13 protein-coding genes and 2 pseudogenes are annotated in these 15,117 nt (G+C 58.6%); 7 read left to right on the top strand and 8 right to left on the bottom strand.

The window, feature by feature from the left end; all coding sequences use genetic code 11:
- Window position 1: 1 nt before the first annotated feature.
- The 3 genes from ASD54_RS06040 to iolG all read right to left on the bottom strand — a co-directional run bounded on the left by ASD54_RS06040 (window position 2) and on the right by iolG (window position 3,229).
- Entirely contained in the window at window positions 2-1,108 is a 1,107-nt protein-coding gene (locus ASD54_RS06040; protein WP_062553723.1) for an ABC transporter permease, read from the bottom strand.
- Between the two features lie 61 nt (window positions 1,109-1,169).
- A complete protein-coding gene (locus ASD54_RS06045) occupies window positions 1,170-2,093 on the bottom strand; it encodes a sugar ABC transporter substrate-binding protein (RefSeq protein ID WP_062553739.1) in 924 nt (307 codons plus the stop codon).
- Window positions 2,094-2,236: 143 nt separating this feature from the next.
- Entirely contained in the window at window positions 2,237-3,229 is a 993-nt protein-coding gene (gene iolG, locus ASD54_RS06050) for an inositol 2-dehydrogenase (protein WP_062553724.1), read from the bottom strand.
- 163 nt (window positions 3,230-3,392) lie between these two features.
- On the opposite strand from iolG, the gene ASD54_RS06055 reads away from it, so the two are divergent.
- Entirely contained in the window at window positions 3,393-4,412 is a 1,020-nt protein-coding gene (locus tag ASD54_RS06055; RefSeq protein ID WP_062553725.1) for a LacI family DNA-binding transcriptional regulator, read from the top strand.
- Between the two features lie 102 nt (window positions 4,413-4,514).
- Here ASD54_RS06055 and ASD54_RS06060 read toward each other — a convergent pair whose 3' ends face one another.
- A complete protein-coding gene (locus ASD54_RS06060) occupies window positions 4,515-5,330 on the bottom strand; it encodes an oxidoreductase (protein WP_062553726.1) in 816 nt (271 codons plus the stop codon).
- A 246-nt stretch (window positions 5,331-5,576) separates the two neighbouring features.
- On the opposite strand from ASD54_RS06060, the gene ASD54_RS06065 reads away from it, so the two are divergent.
- Together ASD54_RS06065 and ASD54_RS06070 are read left to right on the top strand one after the other, a co-directional pair.
- The gene (locus ASD54_RS06065) at window positions 5,577-6,065 is read left to right on the top strand and encodes a PaaI family thioesterase (protein WP_062553727.1); all 489 of its coding nucleotides are present in this window, start codon (window positions 5,577-5,579) and stop codon (window positions 6,063-6,065) included.
- Between the two features lie 21 nt (window positions 6,066-6,086).
- On the top strand, window positions 6,087-6,488 hold the full coding sequence (locus ASD54_RS06070) for a hypothetical protein (RefSeq protein WP_062553728.1): 402 nt from the start codon (window positions 6,087-6,089) through the stop codon (window positions 6,486-6,488).
- Window positions 6,489-6,491: 3 nt separating this feature from the next.
- On the opposite strand, the gene ASD54_RS06075 is transcribed toward ASD54_RS06070, so the two are convergent.
- The 3 genes from ASD54_RS06075 to ASD54_RS06085 form a co-directional block, all read right to left on the bottom strand.
- Window positions 6,492-7,127 (bottom strand): TetR/AcrR family transcriptional regulator, encoded by a 636-nt coding sequence (locus tag ASD54_RS06075; RefSeq protein ID WP_162249558.1) that lies wholly within the window; start codon window positions 7,125-7,127, stop codon window positions 6,492-6,494.
- Between the two features lie 95 nt (window positions 7,128-7,222).
- On the bottom strand, window positions 7,223-10,336 hold the full coding sequence (locus ASD54_RS06080; RefSeq protein ID WP_062553730.1) for an efflux RND transporter permease subunit: 3,114 nt from the start codon (window positions 10,334-10,336) through the stop codon (window positions 7,223-7,225).
- Window positions 10,336-11,445: an efflux RND transporter periplasmic adaptor subunit gene (locus ASD54_RS06085; RefSeq protein ID WP_062553731.1), complete on the bottom strand. Its 1,110-nt coding sequence runs from the start codon at window positions 11,443-11,445 to the stop codon at window positions 10,336-10,338. The genes ASD54_RS06080 and ASD54_RS06085 overlap by 1 nt, the downstream gene beginning before the upstream one ends.
- Before the next feature lie 97 nt (window positions 11,446-11,542).
- Here ASD54_RS06085 and ASD54_RS06090 point away from each other — a divergent pair, with 97 nt between their 5' ends.
- The 3 genes and pseudogenes from ASD54_RS06090 to ASD54_RS06100 all read left to right on the top strand — a co-directional run bounded on the left by ASD54_RS06090 (window position 11,543) and on the right by ASD54_RS06100 (window position 13,236).
- The gene (locus ASD54_RS06090) at window positions 11,543-12,133 is read left to right on the top strand and encodes a TetR/AcrR family transcriptional regulator (RefSeq protein ID WP_062553732.1); all 591 of its coding nucleotides are present in this window, start codon (window positions 11,543-11,545) and stop codon (window positions 12,131-12,133) included.
- Between the two features lie 206 nt (window positions 12,134-12,339).
- A pseudogene (locus ASD54_RS27220) lies at window positions 12,340-12,516 on the top strand (beta-ketoacyl-[acyl-carrier-protein] synthase II); the annotation flags it as partial.
- 372 nt (window positions 12,517-12,888) lie between these two features.
- On the top strand, window positions 12,889-13,236 hold the full coding sequence (locus tag ASD54_RS06100) for a type II toxin-antitoxin system VapC family toxin (protein ID WP_062553734.1): 348 nt from the start codon (window positions 12,889-12,891) through the stop codon (window positions 13,234-13,236).
- Window positions 13,237-13,673: 437 nt separating this feature from the next.
- On the opposite strand, the gene ASD54_RS06105 is transcribed toward ASD54_RS06100, so the two are convergent.
- Window positions 13,674-14,687: a GlxA family transcriptional regulator gene (locus ASD54_RS06105; RefSeq protein WP_062553735.1), complete on the bottom strand. Its 1,014-nt coding sequence runs from the start codon at window positions 14,685-14,687 to the stop codon at window positions 13,674-13,676.
- A 149-nt stretch (window positions 14,688-14,836) separates the two neighbouring features.
- Between ASD54_RS06105 and ASD54_RS06110 the strand changes: the two are divergent.
- Window positions 14,837-15,117 (top strand): annotated as a pseudogene (locus ASD54_RS06110) (alpha/beta hydrolase); the annotation flags it as partial.

The raw sequence follows: 15,117 nt of genomic DNA on the forward strand, positions 1-15,117 counted from the left end.
CTCAGCGCTCCCCGGTCATACGTTTGCGAATGATGTTGTTGAAGATGACGGCAAGCAACAGCATTCCGCCAAGGAAAATCTGGAACCAGTCCTGGTCGAACTTCGTGTAGGTCAGGCCGATGGTCACCATGCCGAATATGATCGCGCCAAAAAACGCTCCGATCGCAGAACCGTATCCGCCAGTCAGCAAGCAACCTCCGATGACGGCAGTGATAATGGCTTCGAATTCTTTCATGAAACCACGTCTGGCATCGGTGGAACCGGCATCCATGACCGTGATGATTGCAACGAGCGCTGCCGCGACAGCGGTCAGCATGAACAGCGCAATCCGAACCTTGCGCACCGGCACGCCAGAGTTCTGGGCAGCGTGAGCATCGCCACCGGTGGCGAAAATCCAGTTGCCGATGGGGGTCCGCAGCAGCACATAGGTCGCAACCAGTGCAAACAGTACGAACCAGACTATCTCCACCGGCACGCCCGGCACCTTGGGTAATCCGGATTTGAAGCTGTCGACAAGTCCGGCTGAAGCAAGCCAGCGCATGAGAAAGCCAAATGCATCTCCCGAAAAGAGCGGAGCGAGAAAATCGTCGCCCACGGCTTCCCTGATCCCGCGAAGCTGCGTCGCACCACCAGTGAGCAGCTTGAGACCAACCAGGGTCGCGCCGCGCAGAATGAACAATCCGGCCAAAGTGACGATGAACGACGGCAGTCCCGTCCTGATCACCACAAGCCCATTCGCGGCGCCGAGCATAGCGGCGAAGATCAGGGTCAGCGGGATGGCGAGGATAAGCGGCATCCCGATGTTAACGGTGAATGCCCCGAAAAGCATTCCGGAAAACGCAACCATCGACCCGATCGAGAGATCGAACTCTCCGCCAATCATCAACATCGCTGCGGCGATACCCAAAATGCCGAGCTGTGCTGCCGGTGTCATGAAGTTCATGATCCCGGACAAGGTGAACATGGTGCGGTCTGCTGTCGCGATAAAAAAGAGCGTAACAAGAACCAGCCCTCCGATCGCGCCCAGTTCCGGCCTCTTCATTAATTTCGTGATGACGGATTCCGTCTTGATCCGCTCATCGCGGTGCGTCTGGATGCCTTGGGACATCTCGCTCCTCCTCTTGTGAGTAGCCGAGCCACGTTGCCAAAGACGCAGCCCGGCAGCTTTCTTAGCGAATGCCCTTTGCCGACAACTCGATGACGCTCGCAGCCTTTTCCTTGGTCACAAGGTTTGGACCGGAGGGTACGTCACCGCCTGGAACGAGACCGTATTGAGCTCTGAGGGATAGAAAGACGACGGGCAGGTAACCCTGGAGGAACTGTTGCTGGTCAATGGCGAAGGCGGCCTTGCCGTCAGCTACGTTCTTGAGAAACCCGGCCGACAGATCAAAGCTCGCGATCAGCACCTTGTCGCGACCAAGCGCCTGAGCCGCCTTGACCGCCGGTTCGCCGACCAAAGATGCGCCAAGACCAAGAACGGTGTCGACTTTCGGATCGGATTCGAGTGCCGCACGAACCTTGGACTGGACCTCAGACGGGTCGTTTTGGGTAGGTACAACCGTAACCGGCTTGCCGAAGCCTTCGGCAAAGCCTTGGCAGCGTAGATCGAGCGCCACGTTGCCGACTTCCTGGTTGACACAGATCCCCTTGGTTCCGCCCATCTCTGCCAGCTTCTTGCCTGCAGCCTTGCCTGCATCAAACTCCGATTGGCCCACATGGAGCAGAGCGCCGAGCTTGTGCGCCACGTTCGAACCAGAGTTCATGGAGATGACAGGGATACCGGCAGCCACGGCGCGCTTGATTGCCGGACCCAGTGCGTCGCCGTCCGGGATCGAGACCACGAGACCATCAGGCTCCTGGTTGACGGCTGCATCGATCATCTGGCCCATCTGGACCATATCGAAGGTTTCCGGCGACCGGAATTCGACACGGGCGCCAGTGTCCTTGGCAGCCTTTTCGACGCCGTTCTTCACGACGGACCAGAACGGGTCGTTAGCTTGGCCATGCGCAACGACAATAATGTTGGTGGCGAATGCAGGAGCAGCCACAGCGATCATCGCTGCTGCTGCCACGGATGCGAGTAGTGTCTTCATGATAACCTCCCAGTTGACATTGACCACGGGCGCAACTCCACACGCCCGTTCTCCAGCCAGAACAGCCAGAACCGAATGCCGTCAGCGCATTATCCCTCCAATGCACTGCGGCTAACCTTTGTGTTGAGCGCTGCTATTGTCCGTCAGACAGACACCGATGACGGGCGCCCCGAGACAAGCGAATCTGCTGCGGCCTCGGCCAGCGCCAATGCGGCCACTCCATCCTGTAATGTGACCGGGATAGCGCTGCCTTCTACAACAGAGCGCACAAAGGCATCCCATTCAGCTGCATAGGCCCGCATGTAACGTTCGAGAAAGAAGAACTCCGGCTTGGCGCTCGTCACACCTGAAACAGTAGACTTGGAAATCGTGTGCTCAAGCATGTTTCCAGCGGAGAGCAGACCGGCTGAGCCGAGCAATTCGACCCTCTGGTCATAGCCGTAGACTGCACGACGGCTGTTTTTGATGACTGCGATGCGTCCGTCGGCGTAAGTCAGGGTTACCACCGCAGTGTCCACGTCGCCGGCGGCGCCGATGTCCGGATCAACGATCGAGCTGCCAACGGCATGCACGGTTTTCGGCAGATCTCCCATGATAAAATTGGCCATGTCGAAGTCATGGATCATCATATCGCGGAACAGCCCGCCGGAGACTTTGATATAGCTGACCGGCGGTGGCGCCGGATCGAAGGACGTGATCGACAGCAGCTCGGGCTTGCCGATCTCACCTTTCGCCAGTGCCGTCTTGATGCCAGAGAAATTGGGGTCGAAGCGTCGATTGAACCCGATCATGATCGGCGAGCTCGCAACGGATGCTGTCGCCAGACAAGCCTTCGCCCTTTCGAGCGACAGATCGACCGGTTTTTCACAAAGGACTGCCTTTCCAGCCTTTGCCGCCCTTTCGATCAAATCGGCATGGGTATCAGTGGATGTTGCGATCAAAACAGCATCAATGACCGGACTGTTGATCACGGCATCAACGTCCGTGGCCTCTGCATTGTAGGCAGAAGCCAGATCCTTTGCGGCCCCCACATTGATGTCGGAGACCGCCGCCAGGCAGCTCTTGGGATGTGCGGCGATGTTCGTCGCGTGAACGCGTCCTATGCGGCCCGCACCAAGCAATCCAATTCTAAGCAATTTAACCTCCCTGCGGCTTGAGCCGTTTCGACAGGGACCATCTTCGATTTTGCTCGCGCGAGCAAGAGGAATTTGCACGCGCGAGCAAAATTTCTTATTGGACTGGAGATCGCACCCATGATCAATGGGAGAAGAGAGGCATTGTCAGGATGTCGGGGAGAGGATGACAGACGGAAAAAATCCCGTAATTGCCAATGTCACGGCCGACGATGTGGCGGAGGCAGCAGGTGTTTCCAGGTGGACGGTCAACAGAGCCTTCCGCAAGGACGCCTCGATTTCGCGCAAAAGCCTCGAGAAGGTCATGGCTGCAGCGGAGCGGCTGGGCTACGTGCCCGACCTGAGGGCCGTCAGCCTTGCTTCGGACCGGTCCAATCTGGTGGCGTTGCTCATTGACGATTTTGCCAATCCGCACAAACTCGTGATGATGGAATGCCTGACGCGCGCGTTGAGACGCGGTGGTTGGGACACTCTGCTCGTCAATACGCTGGATCGCGATGATGCAAGTCACGCACTTCTGAGTGCGAGCCAGAGGCGGGTGGATGCCGTCGTCCTGATCGGTCTCCAGTTCGACGACGAGGTTCTTGAGGCTGCTGCACACGCCCGCAAGTTCCGCGAACTGATCATTTTTGCCAGAACCTCCGAACGCCCCAATACGATTTCGATTGCCGTAGACGACATCAGGGCGATGAATGACTTGGCCAAATACATCTATGCCAGAGGCTACAGGCGGCCGCTCTTTGTCGCGGGTCCGCAAAACTACTCTGCCCATCTTCTGCGGAAAGAGACCTTCTTTTCCTTCTGGCTTTCGAAAACTGAACGTGAACCGGACTTGGTCACGGTGAGTACGTATGACCCGGCACTCGCTGGAAAGGTCGTCGCGGAGACCCTGCAGAACTGTGCCAGAAAGAACCTGCCGGACGTTCTGGTTTGCGAAAATGATGCGCTTGCGATGGGCGCAGCCGACGCAGTCCGATACTCGCTTGGCCTCTCGGTCCCGGAAGACATAGCCATAACCGGCTTCGATGATGTTCCACAAGCCGACAACCCAAACTATCGCCTGACGACATACCGACAGCCACTGTCCGAAATGGCCGACTACCTGATCGAGGTTCTCGCGCACCCTGACAGGCAAGATCGAAACCGTCTGTTCTCAGGGTCACTTGTCGTCAGGGATAGCGCATAGGCACATTTGGTCCAATCAATGGAACGGGTACACAAATGCTGCCTCCGTACCGCCCATCTGGAGAAAGATGGGCGGGATAGACAAACGCCTGTGACCGTCAATTCATGAAGGTTTTCCAAATCCGAATGTTTTGCGCAGGCTGCCGTCGACAGCCTTGGCAGGCATGAAGCGCCGCAACCGGCTGAGAAGCGTCGCGTGTTTGCCAACCGGCTGGCGCATCCTGTACGATCCTTCAATGGCCGCAAGGATCTGGTCTGCAACCCACGTTGCGGAGGGTGCGGACTTGATTTGAGCCAGAACAGCTCTTGTCGTGGCATGGAGCTGCTGTGCGTAAACACCTGGAGGAGCCTCGGTGACTGCTGCATTCACGTCCAGATTGGTATTGGTAAAAGTCGGCTCAACCAGAACAACACGCACATTGAAGTCCCTGATCTCGTGATCAAGCGACTCCGATAGTCCCTCTATCGCATGCTTGCTGCTGGCGTAGATGCCCATGAATGGGGCAGGCAGGAAGCCGAGGACGGAACTGACGTTGATGATCAGTCCGCTGCGAGCACTGCGCATGGCCGGCAGAGTTGCCCGGATCATCCGTAGCGGGCCAAAAACATTCACGTCGAAGACTTTGGCAGCCTCAGTCACGGATGTGTTTTCAACGGGACCCACCAGCGACACACCAGCATTGTTGACAAGAACATCGATCCTGCCCGCTTCTGCCAGCACCCAATCAACGAAACTTGCGACCTGGTCATCGCTCGTCACATCCAAGGCTCCGAACGTCACGCCCGGTATGGGGCTTACACTGTCAGGGTTACGCACACCGGCGAACACACGATACCCGCGCTGCGCCAGCAGACGTGCAGTCGCGGCTCCAATCCCGGAGGAAGCGCCGGTTATTGCTACTACTTTTCCTTGGGCCACTGCGGCCTCCTCTATTCAGGTTCACCCGAAACTCATCCGCGGCTTCTCACGAAACCTGCCTTCGATTAAGATACCACTTGACATCTAACGCGATATTAGATGTCATTCGTAATATAAAAAATCAAGAGGATCCTCCTCGGATTTTCCGAAGTCAGGTTCGGTATCGCTAAGGGCTTCGATCCTTAGGTCCGGCCACTCGTACCCAGAACTCCCGGGAGAAGCAGAGATGAAGAAGGCTGAACGAACATGACCAAGACGGACACTCCCCATTCGCACCCGTCACACGGGGCGCAGTCCCTGCCCTTAACCGGTCTTGACTATGTTGCGGGATTGGCCGCTGGCATCCATCAGCGGCCGCCCATGGCGGATCTGCTTCCCTTCACTTTGATGCCGCCCGAGTTGGGCGCCGTCGAGATCAGAGCCTGTCCTGAACAACGCTTCCTCAACACACTTGGAACCGTTCATGGCGGCTGGAGCATGACGATGCTGGATACAGCGATGGCGCTTGCAGCTCACACATTGCTGGAACCGGAGGAATGGTGCCCGACCCTTGAAACTGCGGTGAAGTTCATTCGCCCGATCGCCGCTGACTGTGGCGAATTGCGGATCAGCGCCCGGGTTGTCGCGCGCAGCCGAATGATCATCACATTGGAAGGCAGGATAGAAACACTTGGCGGGAAGGTTCATGCGCATGGCACATCGACCTGTGTCGTGACCGCAAGGACGCGTGGTTAGCGTAGGCCATTCGAGCCCGTCATGGACCATTCCGAAGCCAGCCCCGAAATCAACTACAAGCTTCTGCGCCTCGCTCGCGGAAAACGATATGTCATAGCGGTCCAGGATCAGAGTGGAGAAATCGAGCCCCACCCGTACTGGGAGGAGACGCAGGCTTTTTTCGCTCGAGGGACCCCAATCGAACAATGGGAACAGGTGGCGACCGAGGTGTTCACACAGGTCTTCCCGGATGCGCTACCATCGGGCTTTTCAGTATTTGTACGCATGGAGCGCAGGAACATCTGCCTTGGCGTGGTTTTATGGCGCGGCGCCGTCATCTATCCGTTTATCTTCCCGACATTGGAAGACGCACTATCCGCCGCCACCCAGGACGAGTGGATCCTTGAAGCTCACGCAAAGACAGAACTCGATCTCGCATGTTGACATTCAACGACCACAGGTTCCGCCCAGGCACGGCGGATTGAGCGCCTTCAGGACGAAGGCAATATGCGCCTTCAGATCCGCTTCTGCGTCTTTCTGTCTTTTCATCCGCTCCTCCAAGAGGACGGGATGCAGATGGGCCATCATGGCGGTGACAATCCCTTGAGCCATGTAGAAGGCAGATGAACCTTGCAGGTGCGAGGTGCCCTCGTCTCGCCCCATGATGGTGGCAAAGCCCGTCGTCAGGGTGCGAAAATAGGCATGATGCACCGGCCAGTCTTCGAGCGCCGCTGCCACCCACAGGGCATGGACGTTTGGCTGACAGATGACCCGCTCCCGCGCGCGGCCATTTAGCCTCGTCAGAACATGGGCTACCCTTATCGATGCCGAAGTTGCCATTTCCGCGTCCTGATCAAGAACGTCCAGTTCCCTTTGTGCCCATCGTGCATAGACACCATGGTTGATCGAACCACGGGTGGGAAAGAAGCGGTAGACGCTCGCACGGCTCTTGCCGACCTCGGCGGCAATATCCTCTATCGTGGTCTTCCGGTGGCCGATGTGGCGGAAGAGCTGTTCCGCCACATCCAGAAGTGCGTCGTGCATCCCGTGGTCCGACCGACCTGCGGCGTCGAGGAGAGGCATGCTCACCTTCTCCACGACACCATTTGACAGACCTGGGACGTTCAAGACCATCTTCCCGCTCAAGTATCACTGCGCATAAGTGTGTCCGCTGCGGCTCATTCCGCCGCAAGGCGCAGCGGCTGATGCTCCGCCTCTTCCTCGGACTGAGGCCCCGCACCTGTCACGGGAGGCTTGATCCTGAACCAGGTCGCGTAAAGCGCGGGCAGGAAGAGCAGGATCAAGATCGTGCCGACCGCCGTGCCGCCGATCAGCGTATAGGCCATCGAACCCCAGAAGACGGAGTGTGTCAGGGGAATGAAGGCAAGCACGGCGGCAAGTGCCGTCAGGATAACAGGCCGCGTTCGCTGCACCGTTGCCTCGATCACGGCATGGTAATCATCCAGACCTGCCGCCTTGTTCTCCTTGATCTGCTCGGTCAGGATGAGTGTGTTGCGCATCAGGATGCCAGCAAGACCGATCAACCCCAGAATGGCATTGAACCCGAACGGCTGGTTGAAGAGGAGCAGGACCGGCACGACGCCGGCGAGCCCCAGCGGACCTGTCAGCATCACCATCGTCATCGTCGACAGGCTGCGCACCTGCAGGATGATGACGATCAGCATTGCTGCGATCATGACGGGGAAGACCTGAACAAGCGCGGCATTCGCCTTCAGGGATTCCTCGATATTGCCACCCATTTCGATACGGTATCCTACAGGCAGCGACGCAATGAGCGGCTGCAAGGCCTGCATGACCTGCATCGAGACTTCCGGAGGCTGGGTTGCCTCGTTGATGTCAGAGCGGACGGTGATGACTGGCGTGCGGTCGCGTCGCTTCATCACCGGTTCTTCAAAGCGCACTTCGGCATGGCCGATCTGGTCGAGCGGAACTGCCCGGCCTTGCCTGCCGATCAGCGAGAAGTTCGAAAGCTTGGAAGGATCGAGACGTGCATCGCCTCCGCTCCGCGCCACGACGGCCACATTGCGAATATCTTCGCGGACCTGCGTGATCGGAACGCCCGTCAGCAGGAGCTGGAGCTGCTGGCTCGCCTCGGCAGGCGAGAGACCGATCAGATTCAGACGTTCCTGGTCCGGAATGAAGCGGACAACGGGTGTCCGGTTGCCCCAGTCACGATTGGCGTTTCGAACGTCCGGGACGGCCTGCATCAAAGAAATCGCCTGCTCGGAAATTTGGTAAAGCTTTTCCGGGTCCGGGCCCATGATCCGAAACTCGACCGGGAACGGCGTGAACGGGCCGAAGACGAGTTGCGTAACGCGTACGAAGGCTTCCGGAGCGAGCCCGCCTGAGACGGCTTCGCGCAGGCGGGCTTTCAGAGCTTCACGGGCTTCAGCATTCGGGGTCAGGACAACGATCTTCGCGAATGCCGGATCCGGCAGTTCGGGAGACATGGCAAAGAAGAAGCGGGGTGCCCCCTGCCCTACGTAGCTGGTGACGATCTTCGTCTCCGGCTGCTGCTGCAGCCAATCCTCAAGCTTCGCAACCGTGGCAGTCGTCGTCTTGATGCTGGTTCCCTCCGGCAGACGAACCTCAACAAGCACCTCAGGGCGGTCGGACGTTGGAAAGAACTGCTGTTTGACCGAGCCCATGCCGACAACGGACACACCCATCATCACGACGACGATGCCGCAGGTCATGAACTTGTGGCGTACCGCAAACTCGATTGCGCCGCGTAGCCTGCGATAGTTGGGCGTGTTGTAGATGGCGTGATGTCCGCCTTGCACGGGCTTGATGTTCGGCAGCATCTTGACGCCGAGATAGGGCGTGAAGATCACGGCTACGAGCCAGGAAACGATCAGCGCAAAGCCAACGATCCAGAAGATGTTTCCAGCATATTCGCCGGCCGCCGAGCGCGCAAAGCCGACAGGCATCAGACCGATGATGGTAACGAGCGTGCCGGACAGCATGGGAGCCGCCGTATGGCTCCAGGCATAGGCAGCCGCCTTGATGCGGTCCATGCCCTCTTCCATTTTGACGACCATCACTTCGATGGCAATGATCGCATCGTCCACGAGCAGGCCGAGCGCCAGGATAAGCGCGCCAAGCGTAATACGGTCAAAGAATCTCCCGGTATCGAGCATGATGATGAACACGACGCCGAGGGTGAGAGGCACCGCAAGCGCGACCACGATCCCGACACGCCAGCCAAGGCTGACAAGACTGACGAACAGCACCACGCCCAGCGCCATCGCGAATTTCAGCATGAACTCGCCGACGGCTTCCTGAATGTTGACTGCCTGGTCGCTGACTTTCGCAAGGGTGATCCCGAGCGGCAGCGCCTCAGCGATCTTCGAGGAACGCTCTTCCAGGGCCTTGCCCAGATCGAGGCCATTCCAGCCCTGCTGCATGACGACGCCGAGCATGATGGACGGTTCGCCATTGTGCCGGATGACAAAGGTTTCCGGATCCTGATACCCTCTGCGAACCTCCGCAAAGTCCGACAGCTTGATGGTACGGCCATTGACGACGATTGGTGTGTCCGCAATCGCCTGGACGCTGTCATAGGCGCCATCGAAGCGCATGAAGACTTGCGGGCCGCGGGTATCAATTGTTCCGGCAGGCGTGACCGTGTTGCGGCGCTGCAGAGCGGCCGCGACATCCTGCGGAGAGATGCCGAGTGTTGCCAGCTTCGGATAGGAAAATTCGACGAAGATCTGCTCCGGCTGTTCGCCGAGAATGTTGATCTTCTTGACGCCGGGCACATGCAGCAGATCTTGCCGGATCGTCTCGGCCTGACGCACCAGTTCACGCTTCGGCATGCCCTGTGCCTTCAGAGCATAGAGGGCAAAACTCACGTCGGAATATTCGTCATTGACGAAGGGGCCGAGGACGCCTTGAGGCAGGTTGCGCGCCTCATCGCCGAGCTTCTTGCGCGCCTGATAGAATTCGTCCTCGACCACGGAAGGCGGCGTGTTGTCCTTCAGCGTCACCGTCATATAGGCGAAGCCCGGGCGGGTCGTGGTCTCCACACGATCGTACCAGGTCAGTTCCTGGATGCGCTTCTCGAGCGGTTCCGCCACGAGATCCTGCATCTCACGGGCCGTGGCTCCGGGCCAAACCGTGGTGACGGTAAGGGTTTTGATCGTAAAGGACGGATCTTCAGCTCGCCCCAGCTTGATGAACGCGTAAGCGCCGGCTGCCGCCAGCAGGACGATGAAGAACAAGGTGACAGCGCGTTCTCGAACGGCAAGCGCAGAAAGATTGAAGCTCATCAGTTCACCGCCTCTGCAGTCTGTTGCCCCGTGCGTACGCTCGCCCCGTCCTGAAGGAGGTGCGCTCCAAGAGCCACAACCCGTTCACCAGGATTCACGTCTCTGACGATGGCTGTCTCTTCGCCCAGCGTCTCGATCTTCACGGCGCGAAATTGAACGGTCGACGTGCTGTCATTGAAGACAAAGACCCCGGTCCGGGAACCGTCGTCGAGGATTGCTCCGATGGGAATCTCTACGGAGGCGGCATGAGTGCCACCGTCAACGCTGATGGTCACCGTTGCTCCCAAAGGGGCCGTGGCCGCGGAGCCCTGCAGCACCCAACGCGTCTCGAATGTTCGCGTCTGTTGGTCGGCGGCATCCGAAACCTGCCTGAGCAGGGCGGTCTCTGCCCCGGTCCGTCCGTAGATCGTGGCGCGTGCTTTCGCGCCGATCGCGGGTCTCAGATGCTCCGGCATCCAAACCAGCGCTTCACGCGGCCCTGCCTTCGCCAGCCGAATGACGGGCTGTCCTGCCGGAACCACTTGGCCCGGCTCAGCGAGAGTGTCGACGATCGTACCATCGGCATCAGCCAGCAATACCGTGTAGGTCACCTCGTTCTCGGCCACCGTTGCATCCGCCTTCGCGGCCGCCACTTGGGCTGCAGCGGTATCGAGAGAAAGCTTTGCGCGCTCGTACCGCTGCGTGGACGCCGCATTGGATTTTACGAGAGCGGCAAAACGCTTCTCATCTGCCTGTGCCTGTACAAAGGCCGCCTGGGCTGCGATCACCGCATTGCGTTTTGCGGTCAGCGAGAGGTTGAGGTCGTTGCTATCGATGCGCAGCAGGGGCTGCCCCACCTTCACCTGGTCTCCCACACCGACCAGTCGCTCCACGATCTTTCCGGGAACCCGGAATCCAAGATCGCTTTGGACTCTCGCTGCGACAGTGCCGGTGAAGCTTCTCTCCACCGCATCAGGAATTTCGACACTCGCCAGATGCACAAGAGGCGCAAGCGTACGGGGATCCGAGGCTTTCGCCTGGTGCGCTGCCGGCGGGAGGAGAAAAATGGCGGCAGCGACACCGCCGGATATGGCGACCGCGGCTGTCGCAAGCAGGAGTTTTCGTTTCATGGCACCATCCTTCTTGACGGGAGCATCTCAATTTATAGATTGCATCCTAACTCTAAAAGCATTATAGATGTCAAATGAAATCTAAAGGGAGCGTACTATGAGGGTGAGCCGCGCACAGGCCGAAGCCAATCGGGAGACGGTGATCAACGTCGCAAGCCGACTCTTTCGCGAGCATGGCTTCGATGGGATCGGCCTCAAGGATTTGATGAAGGGAGCAGGCCTCACCCAAGGCGGTTTCTACAAGCAGTTTGAATCCAAGGATGATCTCGCAGCACTGGCATCCCGGCGCGCGTTGGAGAGCGCCACCCGTCGATGGTCCTCTGTCGCGGCATCGAGTGCCGATCCAATCCAAGGCATTATCGACCTCTACCTTTCGGCAGGTCATCGCGGAGAAATCGGAGACGGTTGCCCTCTGGTGGCGCTCGGTTCCGATGCTGCTCGCCAAAGTGAAGACGTTCGCAAGCCATTCGAGGACGGGATCAAGGCTCACCTGCAGGTGCTTTCGGAACTGCTGCCTGCCACAGACAGCAGAGAGACCCGGACGCAAAAAGCTGAAGTCATGCTTGCACTGATGGTCGGCGCAGTCACGCTGTCGCGCATCGTGACGGATGAAACACTTGCCGAGCGCCTGCTGGAAACGGCTGCTGCGGAAGCCAGACGCGTGGCCACCGCGGAGGCAACCGAATAGCGGCCTTCTGCTTTTCCTTTCCACGTTTTGAACGCCCGGCCTCTGCGCGCCCGCAGATCCCGAAGCAGGCTTCGACACCGATCGTGTCCTGCCGCCAAAGGATCAGCGCAAGGTGGATCGCTTCATTCAGTTTGCGCTCGCGGCTGCAGACGAAGCCCTGACACAGGCGGGTTGGCGGCCGGTCTCAGAGGAAGATCGTCACCGCACGGGTCGCGCCACCCATCCTGAACCTCAATGCTCCCGATCCCGCAGGTGATGGCTTCGATTTCGTCGCCAACACAGCAAGGCCACACCCCATGCAGTTTGCAATCACCAATGGCTTCGGCTTCGGCGGCGTGAATGCCAGTGCACTATTCCGACGCTGGGACGCCTCGACGTCATGAAACATCCGCCAACGCCCTCCCTTGAGGTTCGCGCCTGGACGCCGAAGATTGCCGTTATCACATGCTGGCCATCTGGAGCGAATTAGCTGCCATCTTTGACAGAACAGCTGAAGCCACTATGTCCGAACCCCAGCCTTCCATTCGTAGCCGCAAAGCTCGCGATCTGGCGCATTCCCTTGCCCGCCGCACTGGTGAGACGATCGATCGATTGGGTGAGCTGGCGCTTGAACGCTAGGAGCAGGAACTGCACAAAAAGGCTGCGCAAACGCCAGCCGAAGCGCTGTGAGAGCTTCATGGCTGAAGGTCGACGTCCCGTTCAGCCGGCACCACGTCGGCACATGACGATATCTACGATGAAAACGGCGTACCCATATGATTGCCATCAATGCGTCTGTCATTCTGGCGACGGCACTGGATGAACCTGAAGCGCCTCTTTCGGTCGCTTGTCACACGCGAGGAAATCCCGGTTGCTGGCCGACGCTTGTCGAGGCCCGGATGGTGCTTGCCGGCCGCAAATTTCAGAACGCTGATACAATTATCCGACAGCTGGCCGCGTTGCCGAACTTGGTCACCGTCGCGTTTGACGAGCGCCACTACTTTGCAACATGGGAGATTGTTTCTCCTGCTGTGGCTGCCGTGGCCAAAGTGCCGCTGCTCTTCAAGGGAGGAGACTTTTCCCAAACCGAGCTGAAACTGCACCCGGGATCTTCAATTACATGATGGGGGCTCCTGAAAAGGCTCTTGATCGCCGTGTGCATGAACTCGACACGATCTCCGCCGTCCTAGCAATGGAACGTCGCGACGAACTGGCCGAACGTAAGGGCAGCGATGATTTCTTTGGCGGTGCGACATGCAGGGTCAGTATATCCGGACCTTGACTGACTGTTAGACCCTTCATGCTCTGTAGCGGCGGCAGCCGCTGGGCGACTAGGAAATTGATGGGTGGCACGCCAAGGAAGCTGGCGACAAAGCGGTTCGCGGGGCGATCACAGATCATCTCAGGTCGATCGACTGCTGCAGTTGACCATCCTTCATCACTGCTAGTTAATCGGCAAGCGAATGGGCCTCGGTCTGGTCATGGGTGACGTAGACAATTGTTGCCCCAAGCTCGCGATGCAGGTCCTTGGCACGACTTCGAGGAGCTTGCGACATGTATGTTAATCAGAGTTCTTCGTTTTGGGTTTGACGAGGCTTTCATCAGCTCGTGGTCCAAACCTTTGCCGATACTGCGTGGGCGTCAGCCCCGCAATGCGCTGGAAAACCCGTCTGAAGGCTGTCACGTCCGAGTAGCCGACATCCCAGGAAATTTGTTCGACGGAAAGACTGGTGGTTTCTAGCGCGTCGCGCGCTTTCATGACGCGGACCTGCTGAAGATATTCCGTCGGTCGAAGCCCGGTTGCCTTGACGAAGCGACGTAGAAAGGTTCGATCCGCAAGCCCTGCCCGGTCGGCGAGTTCCGGAATGTCATGCGCCTCGGCAGCCTGCGCATGGATGTGATGCTGCACGCCCAGAATGGCGGTATCGCCATGGTCGAATTTAGGGACAAAGGCCTTGTAAATATCCTGGTCGCGGCGAGGCGGGTCCACGAGAAGAAACCTTGCCGTCGCCAGCATCGTCCCGACGCCCATGAGCTTTTCGACGAGCGTCAGTCCTAGATCTGTCCAAGCCAGGATCCCGCCGGCCGTCATGATGTCGCCGTCGTCAATCACCATCTGTTCGGCCGCCAGATCGATCTTCGGATAGCGCTTCGCCAGTTCGTGGCTGAAGGCCCAGTGCGTGGTTGCACGACGGCCATCGATCAGTCCCGTCTCGGCCAGAACAAATGCGCCGGCGCAGATGGAGCCGATAGTGGCTCCTTCCTTATGCTTGTTCGCCATCCAGCGGGCCGCGACGGGCATGGGTTGCATCTGCGCCGGCATGATGATGCTCGGTGGCGCGAGGACATAGCCGAGACGGTTCGGCGTTCCAGGATGACTATCCCACGTGCAAACGACGTCGTCCTCGGCGATCTGCCAGTGCGAAACCCGGATCATGCGGGGATGTACAGTCTGCTGTGGCGCCCATTGGCTGGCAATGCGGAACAGATCGGTCAGACCGTAGACCGCTGATAACTGACAGTCAGGATAGATCAGCAGCCCGATTTCCGCCACGACGTCGGCCTGCTCCACCATATTGTCACTTTCTGCATCATTAAAGTCATTTTCGCCACCTCTCTATCAAATACGAATGGCATACATCTGTCCATGTCGAAACGACGACAGACCGCGAACCATCCGAGAGAGGAACGACCATGGCATCAACTGAACAAGGCTTCGGCCCGATGGCCACCCGCCGCGGCCTGCTTATCGCGGGCGGCGCAGCCGTGTCGCTCGTAGCCCTCGAAATCCCTGCATTCGCCAAAACCCAAACCGCTTCCACGAACCAAGGAGAGACCGACATGACCAGCAGTTTCGTCACCACAAAAGACGGCGTTGACATCTTCTACAAGGACTGGGGTCCGAAGGACGCCCAGCCGATCGTCTTCCACCACGGCTGGCCCTTGTCCTCCGATGACTGGGATGCCCAGATGCTGTTCTTCCTGTCGAAGGGCTACCGCGTTGT

Source organism: Rhizobium sp. Root149 (assembly GCF_001427345.1).
Lineage (GTDB): Bacteria > Pseudomonadota > Alphaproteobacteria > Rhizobiales > Rhizobiaceae > Neorhizobium > Neorhizobium rhizoryzae.

Coding starts and splice junctions, on each gene's coding strand:
- ASD54_RS06040 (WP_062553723.1), bottom strand. CDS start 1,108: ATGTCCCAAGGCATCCAGACGCACCGCGATGAGCGGATCAAGACGGAA.
- ASD54_RS06045 (WP_062553739.1), bottom strand. CDS start 2,093: ATGAAGACACTACTCGCATCCGTGGCAGCAGCAGCGATGATCGCTGTG.
- ASD54_RS06055 (WP_062553725.1), top strand. CDS start 3,393: ATGACAGACGGAAAAAATCCCGTAATTGCCAATGTCACGGCCGACGAT.
- ASD54_RS06065 (WP_062553727.1), top strand. CDS start 5,577: ATGACCAAGACGGACACTCCCCATTCGCACCCGTCACACGGGGCGCAG.
- ASD54_RS06070 (WP_062553728.1), top strand. CDS start 6,087: ATGGACCATTCCGAAGCCAGCCCCGAAATCAACTACAAGCTTCTGCGC.
- ASD54_RS06075 (WP_162249558.1), bottom strand. CDS start 7,127: ATGCCTCTCCTCGACGCCGCAGGTCGGTCGGACCACGGGATGCACGAC.
- ASD54_RS06080 (WP_062553730.1), bottom strand. CDS start 10,336: ATGAGCTTCAATCTTTCTGCGCTTGCCGTTCGAGAACGCGCTGTCACC.
- ASD54_RS06085 (WP_062553731.1), bottom strand. CDS start 11,445: ATGAAACGAAAACTCCTGCTTGCGACAGCCGCGGTCGCCATATCCGGC.
- ASD54_RS06090 (WP_062553732.1), top strand. CDS start 11,543: ATGAGGGTGAGCCGCGCACAGGCCGAAGCCAATCGGGAGACGGTGATC.
- ASD54_RS06100 (WP_062553734.1), top strand. CDS start 12,889: ATGATTGCCATCAATGCGTCTGTCATTCTGGCGACGGCACTGGATGAA.
- ASD54_RS06105 (WP_062553735.1), bottom strand. CDS start 14,687: ATGGTGGAGCAGGCCGACGTCGTGGCGGAAATCGGGCTGCTGATCTAT.